Source organism: Saccharopolyspora erythraea (assembly GCF_018141105.1).
Classification (GTDB): domain Bacteria; phylum Actinomycetota; class Actinomycetes; order Mycobacteriales; family Pseudonocardiaceae; genus Saccharopolyspora_D; species Saccharopolyspora_D erythraea_A.
Genome location: NZ_CP054839.1, coordinates 6,070,507 through 6,088,398 on the forward strand (window position 1 = coordinate 6,070,507; position 17,892 = coordinate 6,088,398).

Here is a 17,892-nt window from a genome sequence, read left to right on the forward strand (position 1 = left end):
ATCTATGCAGAAGCCCGAAACACGGGGCGTGGCTGAAGCGGCAACGTCACCGCAGCCGAGTCAGCTGAGGGGACCTCCGGTGAGGGCCTGAGGTGTGGTCAACGCCCCGAGTTGCTCGTTAGTCAGCAGCTGCCGTTCCCGCACCAGCTCCAGCGGGGGCCGGCCGGTGCGGTGTGCCTCCAGCGCGATGGTGCTCGCGGTTTCGTAGCCGAGCGCGGGACTCAGCGCGGTCACCAGGCCCGCGGAGGTGGCGACGAGGCCCGCCAGGTGCTCACGGCGGGCGGTGATGCCGCGGACGCAGTGCTCGGTGAGCACGCCGATCGCGGCGGTCAGGTGGTCGAGGCCGGCGGTCAGGGCCCGCGCGATGATCGGTTCGAAGGCGTTGAGCTGCAGTTGTCCGCCTTCCGCGGCAAGGGTGATCGTCACGTCGTTGCCGACGATCTCGAACGCGACCTGGTTGACGACCTCGGGGATGACCGGGTTGACCTTGCCGGGCATGATCGAGGAACCGGCCTGCCGGGCGGGCAGGGTGATTTCGCCGAACCCGGCCTGCGGACCCGAGGAGAGCAGCCGCAGGTCGTTGCAGATCTTCGAGAGCTTGACCGCGACCCGTTTCAGGACGCCGGACAGCTGGACGAACACGCCGACGTCCTGGGTGGCCTCGATGAGGTCGGGGGCGGAGACGAGCGTCGGGATGCCGGTCAGCTCGCGCAGGTGCGCCACGGCGAGCTCGCGGTAGCCGGGACGGGCGTTGAGTCCGGTGCCGATGGCCGTGCCGCCGAGGTTGAGCTCGTGCAGCAGCAGCCGGACCTCGGCGAGGCGTTGCTCGTCCTCACCGAGCGTGGCGGCGAACGCGCCGAACTCCTGGCCGAGCGTCATCGGGACCGCGTCCTGCAGCTGGGTGCGGCCCATCTTGAGGATGTCGGCGAACTCGACCGCCTTGGCGGAGAACGCTTCGCGTAGACCGGCGAGCGTCGCGAGCAGCTCGGCGAGGTGGCTGTCGAGCGCGAGCTTGACCGCGGTCGGGTAGACGTCGTTGGTGCTCTGGCCCAGGTTGACGTGATCGAGCGGGTGGAGTGCGGAGTGGTCTCCGCGGTCGTGGCCGAGCAGTTCCAGGGCCCGGTTGGCGATGACCTCGTTGGCGTTCATGTTCGTCGAGGTCCCGGCGCCGCCTTGGATCAGGTCGACGACGAACTGGTCGTGCAGCCGGCCGTTCCTGATCTCCGCGCAGGCTGTCGCGATGGCCTCGGCCCTGGTGCGGTCGAGGGCGCCGGCCTCCGCGTTGGCGGTGGCCGCGGCCTGCTTGACCACCGCCAGTGCCGCGACCAGGTGCGGCCGGTCGGCGAGGGTCTCCCGGGTGATGGGGAAGTTGATGAGGGCGCGGGCGGTGTGGGCGCCGTAGTAGGCGTGCGCGGGCACGCTGATCTCGCCGAGCATGTCGTGTTCGGCGCGCGTCGGGGCGTGGGACATCGTTGTCCTTCCCGGGAAAAGTTCGGATTCAGAACGTGAGCGTGCGGCGGATGCGCGAGCTGGCGGTCACGACGCCAGTGCTCGGTCCACTCCGGTCCACGCCAGTGCGATCGCGCCGTCGAGCAGGGCTCGTTGCGCGGTGCCGCCGACGCAGTGTGCGGCGAACTCGCGCTGGTGGTTGATCGCGGGCAGGGACCCGATGCCGATGTAGGGGTGGATGGCGGGCACGACCTGCGAGACGTTGCCCATGTCGGTGGAGGCGCGGTTCATGCGGGAGGCCGTGCCGTCCGGAGCGAACTCGCGGCCGAGGTCGAGCGCGTTGGCGCGGTAGGCCGCCAAGGCTGCCTCGTCCGCGCGGAACTCGGCGTAGGGCTTGCTTTCCGGTTCCACGGTCAGCTCGCAGCCGGTGGCCAGCGCGCCGGCTTCGAACGCGCGCAGCACGCGCGGCTCCAGCTCGGCCAGTTCCGCGAGCGTCTCGGCACGCACGTACCAGCGGCCGGCGGCGTGTTCGGGGATCGCGTTCGGCGCGTCGCCGGCGTGGGTCACGACGCCGTGCACGCGCGCCGAGGCGGGGATGTGCTGGCGGAGCAGGCCGATGGCGACCTGGGCGACGGTGAACGCGTCGGCGGCGTTGATCCCCGCCTCGGGATAGGCGGCGGCGTGCGCGGACTTGCCGGTGTAGGCGATTTTCGAGTGGCTGACGGCGAACGGCCGGGCCTCGGCGACGTCGACGGGTGCCGGGTGCACCATCATCGCGAGGTCCACGCCCGCGAATGCGCCGCGGTCGAGCAGCTCGATCTTGCCGCCGCCGCCCTCCTCGGCCGGGGTGCCGTAGACCTCGACCGTCACCCCGGCGTCGTCGGCGACCGCGGCCAGCCCCAGTGCGGCACCGATGGAGCCGGCCGCGATGAGGTTGTGGCCGCACGCGTGGCCGAGGCCGGGCAGCGCGTCGTACTCGGCGCACAGCGCGATCCGCACCGGACCCGTGCCGAAGCTCGCGTGGAATGCGGTGTCCAGGCCGAGGTAGCCCGGTGTGACGGCGAATCCGGCGCGGTCGAGCAGCTCCGGGACCGCCGCGGCGGCGCGGTGCTCCTCCCATGCCGTCTCGGGGTCGGCGTGCAGCCGTTCCGACAGGCCGATGAGCTCGTCGGCGTGCCGGTCGACCTCGGCGCGGGCTGCGTTCTTCAGTGCCGTCATCACTGGTCTCCCGGCACGCCGTAGGACGGGGCCGAGGAGGGGTCGAGCCCGCGGGTGACGTAGTCGTCGCGCTGCGGGAGCCACACGTCGAGCAGCCCGGCGAGCCGGTCGAGGGGGTCGTCGGCCCAGTCCACCCGGAGGTCGGTGACCGGCCAGTCCACATCGGATACCGCGACGATGCCTGCGGAGTGGACCGGGCCTTCCTCGCCGCCTGCGGCGAGACCGGCCTGCAGCGCGGCCACGAGCCGCTGCTCCAGCTCACCGGTGGCGGAGGTGAACGCGTCCACAATGGCCTGCGGGATGTGGTCGCCTGCCAGCATGTTGCCCGCGGCCACGACACCGTCGGCGGTGGCGGCACCGTGCTTGCCCAGTGTCCGGGGCCCGCTGTAGGCCAAGCCCGGGCCGGTCGGGCCGAGCACGGTGAGCTGCCGGTACTCGATGTCGTCCGCGTCGGCGGTGACCCCGGCGAGTGCCCGCTCGGCGTCGCCGTGCTCGGCGAGCCGGTCGAGCAGGCGGCCGCCGAGCCGGGGGTCGGTGATGTTCTGCGAGGCCGCGGCGCCGACGCCGGGACGCAGGTGCGCGACGCGGGCGGCGACGGCGGGGCTGGACGAGCTGGCCGCGACACCGAAGCGGATGGTGCCGCCGGAGGTGTCGCGGGCCACGATCGAAAAGGTCACTTCTCCTCCTGCGGGATCACGGCGATGGCGTCGATCTCGCACAGCCACTCCGGCCGGGCGAGTGCGGAGACCACCACACCGGTCGAGATCGGGTGCACACCCTTGGTCCAGCGCCCGACGGTGCGGTAGACGTCCTCGCGGTAGCGCGGGTCGATCAGGTAGATGGTGAGCTTGACCAGGTGCTCCATCCGGCTGCCTGCTTCCTCCAGCAGCATCTTGATGTTCGCCATGGCCTGCTCGGCCTGCGCGGCCGGGTCGCCGATCCCGACGGACTCGCTGGTGTCGAGGTCCTGCCCGATCTGGCCGCGGACGTAGACGGTGCCGTTGGCGACGACGGCCTGGCAGAGGTCGTTGTCGAGATTCTGCTCGGGATAGGTCTCGCGCGTGTTGAACGGGCGGATGCGGCGATGAACAGTCACTTCGTGGCCTTTCCCGGCGGTGGTTGTCGGATCGGTCGGCGGCGCCGTCGCCTCAGCCTGACGTCGCCCGCGACCTTCTGTCCAGTAGATCTTTCAGTACCAATGAATCGAAAATCCAGATGCAATGGGGCGACGCCGCCCCGGGCCGCCCGCCAGGCGACACAGCCACCCTGGATCGAAAAATCAGATCTCGTGTACCCAAAACATCTGTTGGACACGGGAATTCTCCGCGGCCAGGATCCGGTGGCACAGAGGCATCGAGGCGGACCGGCGTGGTCCGCCCGCCGGTCCGGAGTGGAGGTCTGGATGTCGATCCCAGAGGTGGAGGCCCTCGTCGTGGGCGGGGGCCAGGCCGGCCTGGCGATGAGCGAGCACCTGAGTGACTGCGGCGTGCGGCACCTCGTGCTGGAACGCGACCGCATCGCCGAGGGCTGGCGTTCGCAGCGGTGGGACTCGCTGGTCGCGAACGGGCCCGCGTGGCACGACCGCTTCCCCGGTCTGGAGTTCGGCGACCTCGCGCCCGACTCGTTCGCTTCGAAAGATCAGGTCGCGGCCTATTTCGAGGCGTATGCGGAGAAGATCGCCGCGCCGATCCGGACCGGGGTCGAGGTGACGTCGGTCCGCAAGCTCGAGGGACGGCCCGGTTTTCGGGTGGAGACTTCGGACGGCACCATCGACTCCCGGTTCGTCGTCGCGGCGACCGGGCCGTTCCAGCGGCCCGTGATCCCGCCGATCGTGCCGCGGGAAGCCGGACCCCTGCAGATCCACTCCAGTGCCTACCGCAATCCCGAGCAGCTGCCCGCCGGCGGAGTGCTGGTGGTCGGCGCCGGTTCGTCGGGAGTGCAGATCGCCGAAGAGCTCCGCCGGTCGGGGCGGGCCGTGTACCTGTCCGTGGGTCCCCACGACCGTCCTCCGCGCCGCTACCGCGGGCGCGACTTCTGCTGGTGGCTCGGCGTGCTCGGCAAGTGGGACGCCGAGACTCCGCCGTCGGGGGCCGACCACGTCACCATCGCGGTCAGCGGCGCCCGCGGCGGGCACACCGTGGACTTCCGCGCCCTCGCCGGACTCGGGATCGACCTCGTCGGCATGACCAGCGAGTTCGACAACGGAATCCTGCGCTTCGCACCGGATCTCGGGGCCAACATCACCAAGGGCGACGCGAACTACCTCGCGCTGCTCGACGAAGCCGACGCCTATGTCGCGCGCAACGGCCTGGACCTGCCGGAGGAACCGGGGGCTCGCACGCTGGGGCCGGATCCCGCCTGCGTGACCGACCCGATCCTCGAGCTCGATCTCGCCGCCGCCGGAGTCGGCTCGATCATCTGGGCGACCGGCTTCGCTGTCGACTACGGGTGGCTGCAGGTCGACGCCTTCGACGAGAACGGCAAGCCGAAGCACCGTCGCGGCGTGTCGTGCGAGCCCGGCGTGTACTTCCTGGGGCTGCCCTGGCTGTCGCGCCGTGGCTCGAGCTTCATCTGGGGGGTGTGGCACGACGCCAAGTTCGTGGCCGACCACATCGCGACCCGGCGGCGCTACCTCGGCCACGAGGACTGACTCGTTCGACCGGCTCTGCGGCCGGGAGGCGATCGCCTCCCGGCCGCGAACCGTGCCGCGTGCGCGTGTCCCGCGCGTCTCAGCTCGCGTAGCGGGAGCGGCACAGCTCCCGGAACTCCTGCGCCCGCCGGGTCAGGCGGACTCCTCGCATCGAGGCGACCACGATGTCCAGCGACGGGACGTCGTCGGTCAGGGTGAGCGGGACGGCCCGCGCCCCCGAGTAGGTGGTTTCGGCCGGCGGGCGCTGGTTGAGCAGCGCGAAGCCGTGGCCGTGCGCGACGAAAGCACGGACGGTCTCGTAGCCGCTGGTGCGGTGCCGGACCCGGGGTTGCACGCCCGCGTCGCTGAGGATCGACTGCAGGTACTCACGGCTGTGCGGCAGGTCGAGCAGCACCATGGGCTCGTCGGCCAGGTCCTGCAGCGACACCTTGCGGTTCTTCCGCCGCGCGAGCCGGTGGTCCTCGGACACCAGGGCGTACGGGGCCGCGGTTCCCACGACTTCGCGGTCGATGTCGTCGTCGAGGTCGTAGCCGTACAGCAGGGCGAGCTCCGTCTCGCCGGAGCGCAGGGCCGATTTGAGCGCGTGGTGCTCGCCTTCGCGCAGGGACACGTGGACCTGCGGGTGCCGGGCTTCGAAATCCGCCAGCAGACCGGGGATGCGGAACGGTGCGAGCGTGGCGAAGCAGCCGACCGTCAGCGTCCCGACCAGCTCGGTGCCGGCCTGGCGGGCGGTCTCGACGAGCTCGGCGCCGTGGGCGAGGAAGTCCAGCACTCTCTTGTAGAACGCCTCGCCCGCCGTGGTCAGGCTGAGCCCGCGGGCGTGGTGGCGCAGCAGGAACTGCACGCCCATCTCTTTCTCCAGCTGCGCGATCGCGGTCGACACGGCCGACTGGGACACCATCAGTTCCTTCGACGCGTCGGTCATGCTGAGGTGCCGGGCCGCCGCCTCGAAGTAGCGCAGCTGCACGAGGGTGAAGGCAGGCTCGTTCATCGCGACATCCTGCCTCGCGTGCGGGGCTGTCTGCGCGCCTCTGCCGGAAGCCTGGCGAGGTCGCGTCCGTTCATGAGGTGGTCGCACAGCCGGTCGCCTCCCGTGCGTACTCGGTGAGCAAGTGCTTGGCAGCACTGCGCTCGATGGAGGTGTTGTTGCTCATCAGGTGCAGCCCGAGACCGTCCTCCAGCGCGACCAGTGTCGCGGCGATCTCGCGCACCGGCCGGGAAAGCGTGAACCGACCCGCGGCGCGGCCGACCTCCAGCACCGTGCCGTAGAGCGCGACCTCGCGGTCGTAGAGACTGGTCATGAGCGCGGCGTGCGCGGAACTGCGGTCGGCCAGCCCGTGCATCTCGTAGAGCACGCAGGCGACCTCATCGTCGCGCCCGGAGGGCAGGCCGGTCTCGATGGCCGCGGCGAGCTTGCGTTCCGCGTCCCCGGCCGCGTCGACGGTGTCGGCCCGGTGGCGGTAGAAGCGGTCGGCCACCGTGCGGTGCACGTCGAACATCAGCTCCGCCAGCTCCGGGTAGTGGTAGAGCACCGAACCCGGTGACACTCCCGCCTCCGTGGCGATGTCGCGGATGCGCACGTTGTCGCGCCCGCGTTCGTTGATCGCGCGCAGCGCGGCGTCGATGAACTGTTCCCGGCGTGCCCGCTGTCTCCTCGTCCGTGTCACGTCCACCATTATTGATGCTCTGATCCAATTTTTCCAATCCCATTCATGCCTATTAACATGCTACTTTTGTCGAGGTTTTGAATCTGCGTTCAAAGTTATTGGTCCACGAGGAGAGCCATGCCAGCGTTCACCCACGAGCAGTGGCGCGAGGCCGCCGCGGGTCTCACCCCACGCACCGCCGCTTCATCGGCGGCCGGTTGACCGCAGCGCTCGACGGCCGCACCTTCCCGACCGTCGACCCCGCCACACCGCGATCGTCGCCGGATCGGCCATCCTCTGCCTGTCGTTTTTGGGCTTCGACGCGATCTCCACGCTCTCCGAGGAGGCTCGGGAGCCGCGGAAGACGATTCCGAGAGCGATCATCCTGTGCACGGTCTTCTGCGGACTGCTGTTCGTCCTCATGTCCTGGGTGGGGCACCTGGTCTATCCCGACTGGCAGACCTTCACCGACCCGGACTCGGCCTCGACAGCCTCGGCCGCGCCGCTCGTCGAAATCTTTCTCGAGCCCGCGGCCGTGTGCGGGCCGCTGTTCGCGGAGCCGAGCGGCGCCGGGTCCGCGACACAGCGGCGTGCCGGCCTGGTTGCCGCACCTGCCCGCGAACGGGAAGCCGTCCCGTGCACGCAAGAGCTCAGGACTGGGGGGCGTCGTAAGTCTTCAACAGATGCTGCTGACAGCTCGCGAATCCCCACACACATCGCTGTTTGAGGCACACTGAAGTTCAGGGCTGGACTCCGCTGAGTCGAGGTGCCGGCATGCACGGAACCATCCCGCTGGGACGCATCGCGGGTGTCCGCGTCGGGCTGCATTGGAGTGTCGCGGGCATCGTCGTGGTGGTGGCTGCCGGTCTGGCCGCATACCAGCTTCCGGCCGTATACCCAGGCCATTCCCAGCTCGCCTACGCAGTCGCCGGAATTGCCGCCGCGGGGCTGCTCGTGTGCTCGCTGATGGGGCACGAACTCGCCCACGCCGTCGTGGCCCGCAGGAACGGGGTGGCGGTCGAAGGCATCACGCTGTGGCTGCTCGGCGGCGTCGCACGACTGCGCGACGAAGCCAGAAGCCCGGGTGCCGACCTTCGCATCGCGATCGTCGGCCCCACCGCCAGCGCCGCGCTGGCGATCGCGTTCGGTGCGTTGGCGTGGACCGCGCATCTGGTCGGGACGCCGGAGCTGGTGGTAGCGGTCCTCGGCTACCTGGCACTGCTCAACCTGCTCTTGGCGCTGTTCAACCTGCTGCCCGCGGCGCCCCTGGACGGCGGTCGAGTGCTGCGCGCGGCGCTCTGGCGATGGCGCGGGGACCGACACAGAGCCGCCCTGTGGTCGGCACGCGCCGGACTCGGTCTCAGCTACCTCCTGGTCCTCGGCGGAATCGTGCAACTGATCATCCAGTCGACCGCCGGGCTGTGGTGGGTGCTGCTCGGCATGTTCATCGCCGCCGCGGCCATCGCAGAGGAACGACAGGCGCGAGCCAACGCGGCGCTCGCTGACATCCGCGTGCGCGACGTGATGTCCTCCCACGTCGACGCGGTCGACGCAGACTTGACCGTCGAGCAGTTCCTGCGAGCGTACGCAACCCCGGCCGGCCATGCCGTCCGCCCGGTCCTCGGCCCCGCCGGACAGGTCGAAGGCGTGATCACCGTCCGCAACGTCAACGCGGTTCCCGAGCAGGAGCGGGCAACGAGCACGCTGCACCACGTCGCGTGGCCACTGGAGCGCATCCCCACCGCCGCGCCCGAGGAGCCTTTGACTGCGCTACTGCCCCGGCTGGACGAGGCAGCCGAGGGGCACGTTCTGGTCTTCGCCGGACACGAACTCCTCGGGATCGTCTCGCCATCGGACATCAGCCGCACGGTCGCGGAACGAGGACTGCACATCTCCGTGCTCGGAGCCTCCACCACTGGGGCCGAACGGACCCCGCCGCCACCGAACTGGTGGTACCCGGGCCAGCGCCGGCGTTGATCCTGTGCGCGAGCGCAGGCCCACGTAGTACTGCGCGCGGTCCTGAACGAGGTGGCGTTACAGCCCACCGGGTTGGCCTGGTCGCCGACGTCGTCGGCAAGAACCACCCACCCTGCGTGGGCCCGAAGGAGTGCAGTTCCACCGAGGACGACTCGGGCCGCGACGGCCACCGGATTCGGTCAGAAGTCCTTACGGCTGACGGGAACGCGCCTCCGGCGTGTCCGTTTCCGTGGTTGTGGGCCGCCGGAGAAGGGGCATGAGGATGTCGTCGACGATGCCGGCGATCTCAGCCTGGTCGGGCGCCTCCCCGGTGAGGATGAACTGCTGGAGGATCAGCGCCGGGCCGGTGCGCGCGAGCAGGCTTTCGGGGGCGCTCGGGTCAATCTCGCCGTTGCTCGCGCCTTGCCGCACGATCGCCACGATCGCCTCGAGCCGGGGCATGATCAGTTTCTCCACGACGGCCACTCGCAGTGCGGGCTCACGCAGGACGTCACCGAACACCGCGAACCCGGGAAACGCTCGGTGCCCGGCCAGGACCTCGGCCATGACCGTCAGCGCTGCCAGCAGATTGTCACGTGTGGAGCAATGGTGGTCGAACTCCTGCGGATCGGGGAGCGTGTGCCGCAGCGCGGCCACGACCATGTCCTGCTTCGACGACCAGCGGCGGTACAGCGCGGCTTTGCCGGTGCGGGCCCGGGCGGCGATGCCTTCCACGGTGAGTCGCGCGTAGCCGACCTCGTCCAGTTCGGCCAGCACCGCCGCGTGGATCGCGGTCTCCAGTGCCTCTCCTCGACGGCGGGTGCGCGGCGTCGAGGCGTTGTCCGTGGCCATGCACAGATTGTAGCCGCTGGCGTTCCTTACGGCCTCGTTCTACACTCGCGTAGTGAACGCAACCGTCTATTAAACGCGTGGAAGGGTGGCTCACCCATGGCAGAAAAGGACAACGGCACGGCGGTGCGAACTCACGACTTCGAGGAGCTCTACCGAGACGGGAAGGCGACGCTGGGCGCGGCCGGCGCGACTCTCGACGTGGTTCCGTGGGACATCCAGGCGCCGCAGCCGATCGTCGTCGAGCTGGAACAGGCCGGGGAGATCATCGGCCCCGTGCTGGACGCCGGATGCGGCCTCGGGGAGAACGCGCTGTTCCTCGCTGAACGCGGCTACCGGGTCACCGGGATCGACGCGGCCTCCACCGCGATCGAGGAAGACCAGCGCAAGGCTCGCGAGCGCGGCTTGCAGGTCGAGTTCGTCGTGGCCGACGCGACCACGCTGGACGGTGTCGAAGGCCCGTTCCGCACGGTTGTGGACAGCGCGCTCTTGCACTGCCTGGACGAGGAGTCGCGACGAAGCTACGTCTCCGCGCTCCACGCGATCTGCGAACCCGGAGCTCGGCTGCACGTGATGTGCTTCTCGGACGCGATGCCAGCGGGCCTGCCCATCCATCCCCACACCGAGGCCCAACTGCGCGCGACATTCAGCGACGGGTGGACGATCCATCGGCTTCAGCGTCGCGTTTACAACACCGCGCTCACCCACGAGGAGATCCACGGCCTCCTGGAGCGAAGCGCCCTCTCCGCGTTGGACACCAGCTCGCTGGAGACCGACGACATGGGGCGGCTTCTGATGCCGATCTGGCAGCTGACAGTGGAACGGATCTGAACGCGTCCGCGCCGTTGTCGGTCATCGACCACAACGGCGCGGCCACTCCCCTGCCTCCGATGGATGCGGCCGCCTGGAACCGGCAGAGCAGGGCCGTGGCGATAGAGCGTTGCAGACAGTGCCCTTGCCGCAAACCTCATCCATGCGCCTCACGCGGCGGCTCGTGGGTCCGGTCGGATCCGCCGGCGACCACGCCGCCGTGGAAAGTTTCTACTCGCTGCTCCAAAGCCCACTCACCAGCACCGATCACGAAGTCCGGCTCGAGTGCCAGGAGACGCGTCTAGTGTGTCCCCACTCCCGGTAGGTCGGATCGTGCAAGCAGGGTTTCGATCATGTGCACCCGGGCTTTCTCGATCCCCGAGCGCACCACCGCACGGATCTCGTCGGCGGACTCGGTGCGAATGATGTCCACGAGCCGATGATGGTTGGTGGCGGTGTAGGGGTGGCCGAGCGCGCCCTGCAGGTTCAAAAAGCGTTCGATCTCCTCGTGGAGGGCGTTGATGGCCTGAGCCATCACGGGGATTCGCGCCAGCTCCGCGATCCGGACGTGGAAGAGCCGGTTCGCTTCGTTCATCGTGGCCGATCCGTCCTCCGTGCGGACGGTCGAGCCGCTCAGTTCGGCGAGGGCGTCCAACTCAGCCGGGGTCGCTCGCTGGGACGCGAGGACGGCGGCCTCGGGCTCGAGGAGGGCACGCATGCGGTAGGTGTCCTGAAGCTCCCCGATGTCGACGGCCTTCACGAACGTGCCCCGCCGAGGGATGACCACCACGAGCCCTTCGCGGCGGAGGGCGTTCATCGCCTCGCGGATCGGCGTGCGGCTCATCCCGTACTGCCCTGTTCCTTCTGAAAACGTCAACTGCCGCGTGCTCCCGGCTCCTGGGTGTCGGCGTCAGTCACAGCCTCTGACCTGCGAAGACCCTTCGACCGTCGGGACTGCGGGAGTCGAACCCACGGCCCCTTGACCCCAGTGGCGCCCAACCAGTGCCCTATGCGCAGCAACAGGGAACCGCAGGCCCAAGCAGACGCCCGACGCGTGCGGACATCGGTACCCGCCGACAGCCGCCGATGACGACCGTCGAGCCGGACCGGTGCGGGCGTGCGCATGGCCCGTGTGTGCCGCGGGAGTCGCGGGACTGGTTCGGGCGTGTTCAGCTCAGGCCGAGGGCGGGGGCGAGTTCGCGCAGTGCGGGTAGTGGGTCGGCGGTGGGGTCGTCGCCGAGGGCTTGGACGAGTACGTGGTCGGCGCCCGCGTCCAGGTGCCGCTGGACGTGCGCGGCGACCGCTTCGGTGTCACCGATGGCGACCATGTGTTCGGCGAGCTTGTCCGAGCCGCCGACGACCAGGTCGGACTCGTCGAAGCCCTGGCGCAGCCAGGACTTCTGGTAGTTCGGCAGCTGCGAGTAGATGTGCAGGTGCTGGTGCGCGCGGCGTAGCCCGGTCTCTTGGTCGGTGGTGAGCGCGACCGCTTGCTCGCTGACGACCCATTTGTCGGGGCCGAGCAGTTGGCGGGTGTGCGCGGTCTGCTCCGGGGTCACCAGGTAGGGGTGGGCTCCGTCGGCGGCGCTGCCGGACAGCTCGATCATCTTCGGGCCCAGCGCGGCCAGCAGTCGGGCAGGGCGCTGCTCGCCCGGTTCGATCTCGGGCGGGACCGAGTCCATGGCCTGCAGGTACTCGCGCATGGTGCTCAGCGGCTTGGAGTAGGAGCCGGCGTAGCTGCGCTGCACGAGCGGGGCGTGGCTGACACCCAGCCCGAGCACGAACCGGCCCGGATGCAGCGCCCCGAGCGTGCGGGCACCGGATTCGCTGGCGGGGGCGCTGCGCGCATGGATGTTGGCGATGCCGGTGCCCACCACCAGCCGCTCGGTGCCGCCCAGCAGCGCGGCGGCCTGGGTGAAGGTCTCCTTGCCGCCGGCCTCGCCGTAGAACAACGAGGCATAGCCGAGCTGCTCGATCTCGCGGGCACGGGCGATCACGTCGTTGATCGACCATGCGTCGCTGGTCCACCAAACACCGACACGAGAACCGAAGTTGATCTGAGCCATGCCACCGACACTACCGGCGCCTGCCGCAGACGCGCATGATCAACAGGTCTCACATCGTGGCGGCGGTCTCCCCTCGTTCGGCTCACTTGATAGACACCGAGGGATTAGTGCAGTCAACCCGGGTACCGCGTCCGGCCAGCCTCAGCTGGAGTAACCTACACGCCGCTCCGACAAGGCGAGGAGATGCATCATGAACTCGTTCTCGCGCGAGAGCGCCAACGGTTTCATGTCGCCAGTCGCGTCCGCCAGCGTTCTCGAGCGAGCCGAGCAACTCGTCCACCTGCTACGCGACCTCGTCAGATGCGACGCGGTGATGTTGACGGCGTCGAACCCGTTCGCGTCGAGTCCGCAGCACGAGTTGCTCGCCGCCGACGGCTACTCGGACACAGCACTCGGGCGGCTTTTGGGCGACTTTGTTCCGGACGCGGAGAATCCGGGTTTCCGCCTGGTTCGCAACACGGTCGGTTCGGCGCTGCGCTGGTCGGATCTTGCGCGTGACTGGAACATCCGGTTTGCCGTGACGTCCATCGCTGAGCAACACCTGATCCCCGCCGGATTCCATGAAGGTCTCACTGCCTGTTTGTCGTTACCTGACGGTTCTCATGTTGGCGCCGTTCATATGAACTGGAGTGCGTCCCGTGCGGCCACGGACGACAGGCGTCGAACCGTTGAGCAATTCCGTCCGCTTCTTGCCGGGGCCAGCAATCTCTTGCAGCCTTACCGCGTTCTCGCGGACGAGGTGTATGGCGACGCGCACGTCGCATTGATCGGCGCCGGTCTCGAGCAACGCATTCCCGGCCGTGACGTCGGTCCGATCCTCCGATCAGACGGCCAGTTGTGGCCGCTGCTTCTGACGTCGGTTCCGCACAGGGACGGCCGCTACCTCTGGATCGACGGGGCCGGGACGCTCCACCGGATCGATCTGACCCGATGCGCGGGAACAACGGTGCTCGTGGCCGAGCGGGAGACGACCGCACCCTACGACCTCACCATGCGAGAACTGCAGATCGTCACGCTCCTTGCCGTCGGCGCCAGCAACCCCGAGATCGCCGATGCCCTTGTCGTAAGCCGGCGCACGGTCTCGACCCATGTCGAGCACATCCTGGCGAAGCTCGCAGTGGCGTCCCGTGCGGAGGTAGCTGCGCTGGCCATTCGGGAAGGTCTGTGCTTGATTCAACGCAGCGCTCATTCATTGCTCTGACCTGCAGCTGGGCAACCTTGGCAGGGCGCGCTGACCGCCGTAAGGCTGCTCAAAACATCAGCAGTGCCTGCCACATACGTCAGTTGACCGATGTCGCCAAGGCGGAAACCAAACCTAGACTCGCCGCCGTCGACATCCTGCAATGCCAACGCCAGCCCTCAGAGATTTCCCCTGTACAGATGGAGGAGCAATCCGTGAGCAAGATCGAGGAGACCGTCGAGATTCCGCACCTGGGCGGGTCGACCGTCGGGTACACGTTCGGCAGGCCGTACGACCCCGCGCTGCCGACGCTGGTCCTGATCAACTCCTACACCACCTCGGCCGAGCTGTACCGGGCGCAGTTCGCCGATCCGGCGCTCGGGTCCGCGGCCAACCTGCTCGCCCTGGAGCCCTACGGCCACGGCCGCACGAGGTCGACGTACCAGCACTTCACCTACTGGGACAGCGCGATCGCGAACCTGCGGGTCCTCGCGGCCCTCGGGATCGACGAGGCGTTCGTGCTGGGGACCTCGCAGGGCGGCTGGGTGGCGGCCCGCATGGCGCTGCTCGCCCCGGATGTCGTGAAGGGCCTCATCCCGCTCGGCACGTCGATGGACTTCGAGAGCCCGCGCAGCCGCGACCTGGGGTGCTGGGACGGGATCGAGTTCAACACGCCAACCATCGACGCCCTCGCCGACCCGGTCGGCGAGGACTGGGTCGTGCCGGACGAGTTCGTAGACGGCGTGTTCAACACGGCCATGGGCGGCCTGACGGCCGAGGAACGCGCGTTCTGGCTCGCCACCTACCGTGCGAACTACGCCGGTGACGCCGGACGCCACCGCCTGCGCGTCAGCACGGTGAACCTGCGGGACCGCGACGGGCTCCACGGCCGACTCGACGAAATCCGCTGCCCCGTCCTGTGGTTGCACGGCACCGCGGACCAGGTGTACTCCGTGGCGAACGCCCAGGAAGAAATCCAGCTGTTCACCCGCTCCCCCGAGGCGCACCTGCAAGCCATCACGGGTGGGCAGCACTTCCTCAGCGCCTCGAACCCCGCGGAGGTCGACTCCGCGGCGATCGAGTTCATGAAGCGCTGGGCCTGACCCGACTTCAGTCCTTGGTCGGCTGGTGTTCTGCCGCCCATGCGGCGATCTGGTTCCGCGAAGTGAATCCGAGCTTGACGAGGATGTGCTCGATGTGGGCTTCCGCGGTGCGCTGGGAGATGACCAGGCGAGCGGAGATCTCCTTGTTGCTGAGTCCTTGGGTGGTCAACGCGGCGATTTCGCGTTCCCTGGGCGTGAGCAGGGACCACTCGTTCTGCGGAGTGGTCCGTTCTGCCCGCTGCGGGGCATCACCGAGGGCGATGCGCACGGCGTCATCGAGGTCGAGGTGTCTACCGTCGTCGAATGCGGACTCGTAGGCATTGGGCCCGCAGGTTCGTCGCGCAGCCCTTTCGCAGTCCCGGCGGTAGCTGCTCAGGTAGGTGAACTCCGCCAGTGGGGTACCGAGGGCCTGCCAGAGGGTGTCGGCCGCGCCGAGCAAGGTGGCCGCACGGCAGGCTTCGTCGCGTGGGCCTTCGGCTGCGACCCACGCGACGGCCTCCATCGACACGGCTGTGCCAAGGAAATCGTTGACTTCGTGAAACCCGCGCACGGCGTCGGTTTGGACGGCGATCGCTCGCTGCGGGTCGCCGTCGCGCCATACCTGAAGGCCCAGCACCCACAACGCGTACGCCTTCCACCAGCGTTCGTGGTAGGTGTCGCAGAGGGAGCAGCACTCGTCGCATCGGGCGTGCACCTCTTGGCTGTCGCCCTCCAGGAACGCGATGAGCGCCGACCGGTACAGAGCCATGGCGATGCCGATCGGCTCGTGGACGACTCGGTGGTGCGTGAGCGCTTCCTCGTAGAGCGACGTCGCGCGTTGTGGATCGCCGTGCAGAGCGGTGATGATGCCGGAGAAAAGCGCGACATAGCCGAGCGTCCTGCGGTCGTCCAGTTCTTGGCCGAGCCTTCGGGCCTCGTCCAGCCGGTCAGCGGCACTGGTGAGGTCACCTTGCAGGATGGCCAGCCATGCCGTGACCGACAGGCCCCACGCGCGCTGCTCCGTTGCTTCGGGAGACATCGCCAGCAGACCGTCGAGCCAACGCCGTCCTTCGCGGAGAGAGCCTGACGAGGGCCAGTACTGCCAGAGGGCGGCCGCGGCGGCGAGACCGGTGTGTGCTTCCCCCGGCGTCGTCACGGAGAACTCCAGCATCGCCCGGAGGTTGAGGTGCTCGCTGTGGAGCTGTCGCAACAGTCGTACCTGGTCGGGGGTGAACAGGCCCCGCTCCGCTTCGGCGACGAAGTTGGCGAAGTAGTCGCGGTGACGGCGGGGTGTGGCAACGTCGCCAAGGGAGGCGAGCTGTTCGGCACCGTACTGGCGGATGGTCTCCAGAAGCCGGTAACGCGGCTGCGGAGAATCCTTTTCCAGCAGTAGTACGGACTTGGTGACCAGCCCCACCACCAGTTCGGCGACCTCGTTGGTCTCGATGCCGTCACCAGCACACACGGTTTCGGCTGCCGCGAGGTCGAACGTGCCCGCGAAGACCGACAGCCGCGCCCACAGGACGCGTTCGGCAGGGGTGCACAGATCGTAGCTCCAGTCGATCAGCGCACGAAGGGTCTGCTGCTGCGGCAGCGCCGCCCGGCTACCGGCAGTGAGCAGGCGGTACCGGTCGTCGAGCCGTTGTACGACCTGCTCCACCGACAAGCCCTGCAGCCGTGCCGCCGCCAGCTCGATCGCCAGCGGCATCCCGTCGAGGCGCCGGCACAACTGCACCACGGTGGCCGCGTTGTCGTCGTCGACCGTGAAGCCGGGCCGAATCGACTTCGCCCGTTCCGTGAACAGGGCGACCGCTTCGTATCGGCTGAGCATCTGTGCTGAGGGCAGTGGGGATTCCGGATCAGGCAGTGACATCGGCAGGACCGGGTAGAAGGTCTCCCCTGTGATGTTGAGTGCTTCACGACTCGTGACGAGAATCGTGAGGCGCGGAGCCGTCCGCAGCAAGTGGTCCGCGAGGAGCGCACAGCTGTCGAGCACGTGTTCGCAGTTGTCGAGCACCAGCAGCAGGTGCTTGTCGCAAACGTAGTCCGACAGCTGGTCGATCAGCCCCCGGGATGAACGCCCTTCGATACCCAGCGTTGCGGCGGCGGCCTCGACCACGAGGCCGGGCTGCCGCAGTGCACCCAGCTCGACCACCCACACTCCGTGGGGAAACGCCCGCCGCACGTTCCTGGCGGACTGCAGAGCCAGGCGAGTCTTGCCCACACCGCCCGGACCGGTGAGCGTCACCAACCGTGACGAGGACAGCAACTGCTTGACGTCGGTGACTTCACGTCGACGTCCTACGAAAGTCGTGATGTCGACGGGCAGGTTGCCCTTCTGAGAAGGCAAAGAGGTCGACACCGCACTGCGCTGAGCTGGCGCCATAACCAACTCTACTTCCCACGGCTTGCACACCCGCGTGCAGCAGTTTCGCAAGCCGCCGCTCCGGCTGTCCAGGCCGGCCCGAGGCCGCCTCCAGCCCTTGCGAGGCAGCCGACTCGCACAGTTGCGCGATCCATGCGTGTCGGCGTCCGACGACCTTCGCTTGTTTCCGGACCGGCCGGAACACCCTCATGTCTCATCAGCCACTACGAACCCATCGGTGACGGACGGATGTCCAGCCCCACGTGTACCACCTCCCGATGCAACGGCGGTCTCTCATGGGTGGGCCACCCTGTTGCGGCAGAAGTCGTCCCACTCGGCGACCCGGATGATCGGGGTGGCTCCAACGGACTCATGGCCGCGACCGGTCGAGGTCGTGGCGAACGCGAGCCCGCGAACGCACACCCGTGCCACGTTCGGAAAGTCGTCGGCGTTGCGGTAGACCTCGACGTAGTCGACGTCGCCGATGAAGTCCGGCGGCGCGCCCTCCTCCCCACCGCGGTCCTCGAGTTGCGGGGAGCAGCCGGCCACCAGTACCAGCGCCGCGGCAAGGGGAATGATCGTCTTCCTGGTCATGAGAGCCTCTCGCTCGTGTCGTTGCCGCTG

At 68.7% G+C, this 17,892-nt stretch carries 17 protein-coding genes; 6 read left to right on the top strand and 11 right to left on the bottom strand.

The annotated features are described in order from the left end of the window. Positions 1-60 precede the first annotated feature (60 nt). The 4 genes from HUO13_RS27105 to HUO13_RS27120 all read right to left on the bottom strand — a co-directional run bounded on the left by HUO13_RS27105 (position 61) and on the right by HUO13_RS27120 (position 3,763). Positions 61-1,470 carry an aspartate ammonia-lyase gene (locus tag HUO13_RS27105; protein ID WP_211897851.1) on the bottom strand — a complete coding sequence of 470 codons (1,410 nt, stop codon included), beginning with the start codon at positions 1,468-1,470 and terminating at the stop codon, positions 61-63. Positions 1,471-1,536: 66 nt separating this feature from the next. Further along, positions 1,537-2,667, bottom strand: a complete 1,131-nt coding sequence (locus HUO13_RS27110) for a M20 family metallopeptidase (RefSeq protein WP_211897852.1) — start codon at positions 2,665-2,667, stop codon at positions 1,537-1,539. After that, complete coding sequence (locus HUO13_RS27115; protein WP_211897853.1) at positions 2,667-3,344, bottom strand: DUF1028 domain-containing protein; 678 nt, start codon at positions 3,342-3,344, stop codon at positions 2,667-2,669. The genes HUO13_RS27110 and HUO13_RS27115 overlap by 1 nt, the downstream gene beginning before the upstream one ends. Next, a complete protein-coding gene (locus HUO13_RS27120; RefSeq protein WP_211897854.1) occupies positions 3,341-3,763 on the bottom strand; it encodes a RidA family protein in 423 nt (140 codons plus the stop codon). The genes HUO13_RS27115 and HUO13_RS27120 overlap by 4 nt, the downstream gene beginning before the upstream one ends. A 306-nt stretch (positions 3,764-4,069) precedes the next feature. Here HUO13_RS27120 and HUO13_RS27125 point away from each other — a divergent pair, with 306 nt between their 5' ends. Continuing rightward, positions 4,070-5,317 (top strand): flavin-containing monooxygenase, encoded by a 1,248-nt coding sequence (locus HUO13_RS27125; RefSeq protein ID WP_211897855.1) that lies wholly within the window; start codon positions 4,070-4,072, stop codon positions 5,315-5,317. Positions 5,318-5,396: 79 nt separating this feature from the next. On the opposite strand, the gene HUO13_RS27130 is transcribed toward HUO13_RS27125, so the two are convergent. Continuing rightward, positions 5,397-6,308, bottom strand: a complete 912-nt coding sequence (locus tag HUO13_RS27130) for a LysR substrate-binding domain-containing protein (RefSeq protein WP_211897856.1) — start codon at positions 6,306-6,308, stop codon at positions 5,397-5,399. A 70-nt stretch (positions 6,309-6,378) separates the two neighbouring features. After that, complete coding sequence (locus HUO13_RS27135) at positions 6,379-6,984, bottom strand: TetR/AcrR family transcriptional regulator (RefSeq protein WP_211897857.1); 606 nt, start codon at positions 6,982-6,984, stop codon at positions 6,379-6,381. On the opposite strand from HUO13_RS27135, the gene HUO13_RS38175 reads away from it, so the two are divergent. Together HUO13_RS38175 and HUO13_RS27145 are read left to right on the top strand one after the other, a co-directional pair. After that, on the top strand, positions 6,941-7,690 hold the full coding sequence (locus tag HUO13_RS38175) for an amino acid permease (protein ID WP_282974766.1): 750 nt from the start codon (positions 6,941-6,943) through the stop codon (positions 7,688-7,690). The two genes, HUO13_RS27135 and HUO13_RS38175, sit on opposite strands and share 44 nt — an antisense overlap. A 47-nt stretch (positions 7,691-7,737) precedes the next feature. Further along, the gene (locus tag HUO13_RS27145; RefSeq protein WP_211897859.1) at positions 7,738-8,940 is read left to right on the top strand and encodes a site-2 protease family protein; all 1,203 of its coding nucleotides are present in this window, start codon (positions 7,738-7,740) and stop codon (positions 8,938-8,940) included. Positions 8,941-9,129: 189 nt separating this feature from the next. On the opposite strand, the gene HUO13_RS27150 is transcribed toward HUO13_RS27145, so the two are convergent. After that, the gene (locus tag HUO13_RS27150) at positions 9,130-9,771 is read right to left on the bottom strand and encodes a TetR/AcrR family transcriptional regulator (RefSeq protein WP_211897860.1); all 642 of its coding nucleotides are present in this window, start codon (positions 9,769-9,771) and stop codon (positions 9,130-9,132) included. 96 nt (positions 9,772-9,867) lie between these two features. Between HUO13_RS27150 and HUO13_RS27155 the strand changes: the two genes are divergently transcribed. Further along, the gene (locus HUO13_RS27155; protein ID WP_211897861.1) at positions 9,868-10,599 is read left to right on the top strand and encodes a class I SAM-dependent methyltransferase; all 732 of its coding nucleotides are present in this window, start codon (positions 9,868-9,870) and stop codon (positions 10,597-10,599) included. Between the two features lie 280 nt (positions 10,600-10,879). Here the strand turns inward: HUO13_RS27155 and HUO13_RS27160 are convergent, their stop codons facing one another. Both HUO13_RS27160 and HUO13_RS27165 read right to left on the bottom strand, forming a co-directional pair. Further along, on the bottom strand, positions 10,880-11,422 hold the full coding sequence (locus tag HUO13_RS27160; RefSeq protein WP_211903187.1) for a GntR family transcriptional regulator: 543 nt from the start codon (positions 11,420-11,422) through the stop codon (positions 10,880-10,882). Positions 11,423-11,747: 325 nt separating this feature from the next. Beyond that, complete coding sequence (locus HUO13_RS27165) at positions 11,748-12,641, bottom strand: LLM class F420-dependent oxidoreductase (RefSeq protein ID WP_211897862.1); 894 nt, start codon at positions 12,639-12,641, stop codon at positions 11,748-11,750. Positions 12,642-12,831: 190 nt separating this feature from the next. Between HUO13_RS27165 and HUO13_RS27170 the strand changes: the two genes are divergently transcribed. Continuing rightward, positions 12,832-13,842 carry a helix-turn-helix transcriptional regulator gene (locus HUO13_RS27170; protein WP_211897863.1) on the top strand — a complete coding sequence of 337 codons (1,011 nt, stop codon included), beginning with the start codon at positions 12,832-12,834 and terminating at the stop codon, positions 13,840-13,842. Positions 13,843-14,036: 194 nt separating this feature from the next. Beyond that, a complete protein-coding gene (locus HUO13_RS27175; RefSeq protein ID WP_211897864.1) occupies positions 14,037-14,924 on the top strand; it encodes an alpha/beta fold hydrolase in 888 nt (295 codons plus the stop codon). A 7-nt stretch (positions 14,925-14,931) separates the two neighbouring features. Here HUO13_RS27175 and HUO13_RS27180 read toward each other — a convergent pair whose 3' ends face one another. Next, entirely contained in the window at positions 14,932-17,265 is a 2,334-nt protein-coding gene (locus HUO13_RS27180) for an ATP-binding protein (protein ID WP_249124093.1), read from the bottom strand. A 297-nt stretch (positions 17,266-17,562) separates the two neighbouring features. Further along, entirely contained in the window at positions 17,563-17,862 is a 300-nt protein-coding gene (locus tag HUO13_RS27185; RefSeq protein ID WP_211897866.1) for a hypothetical protein, read from the bottom strand. Positions 17,863-17,892: the final 30 nt, after the last annotated feature.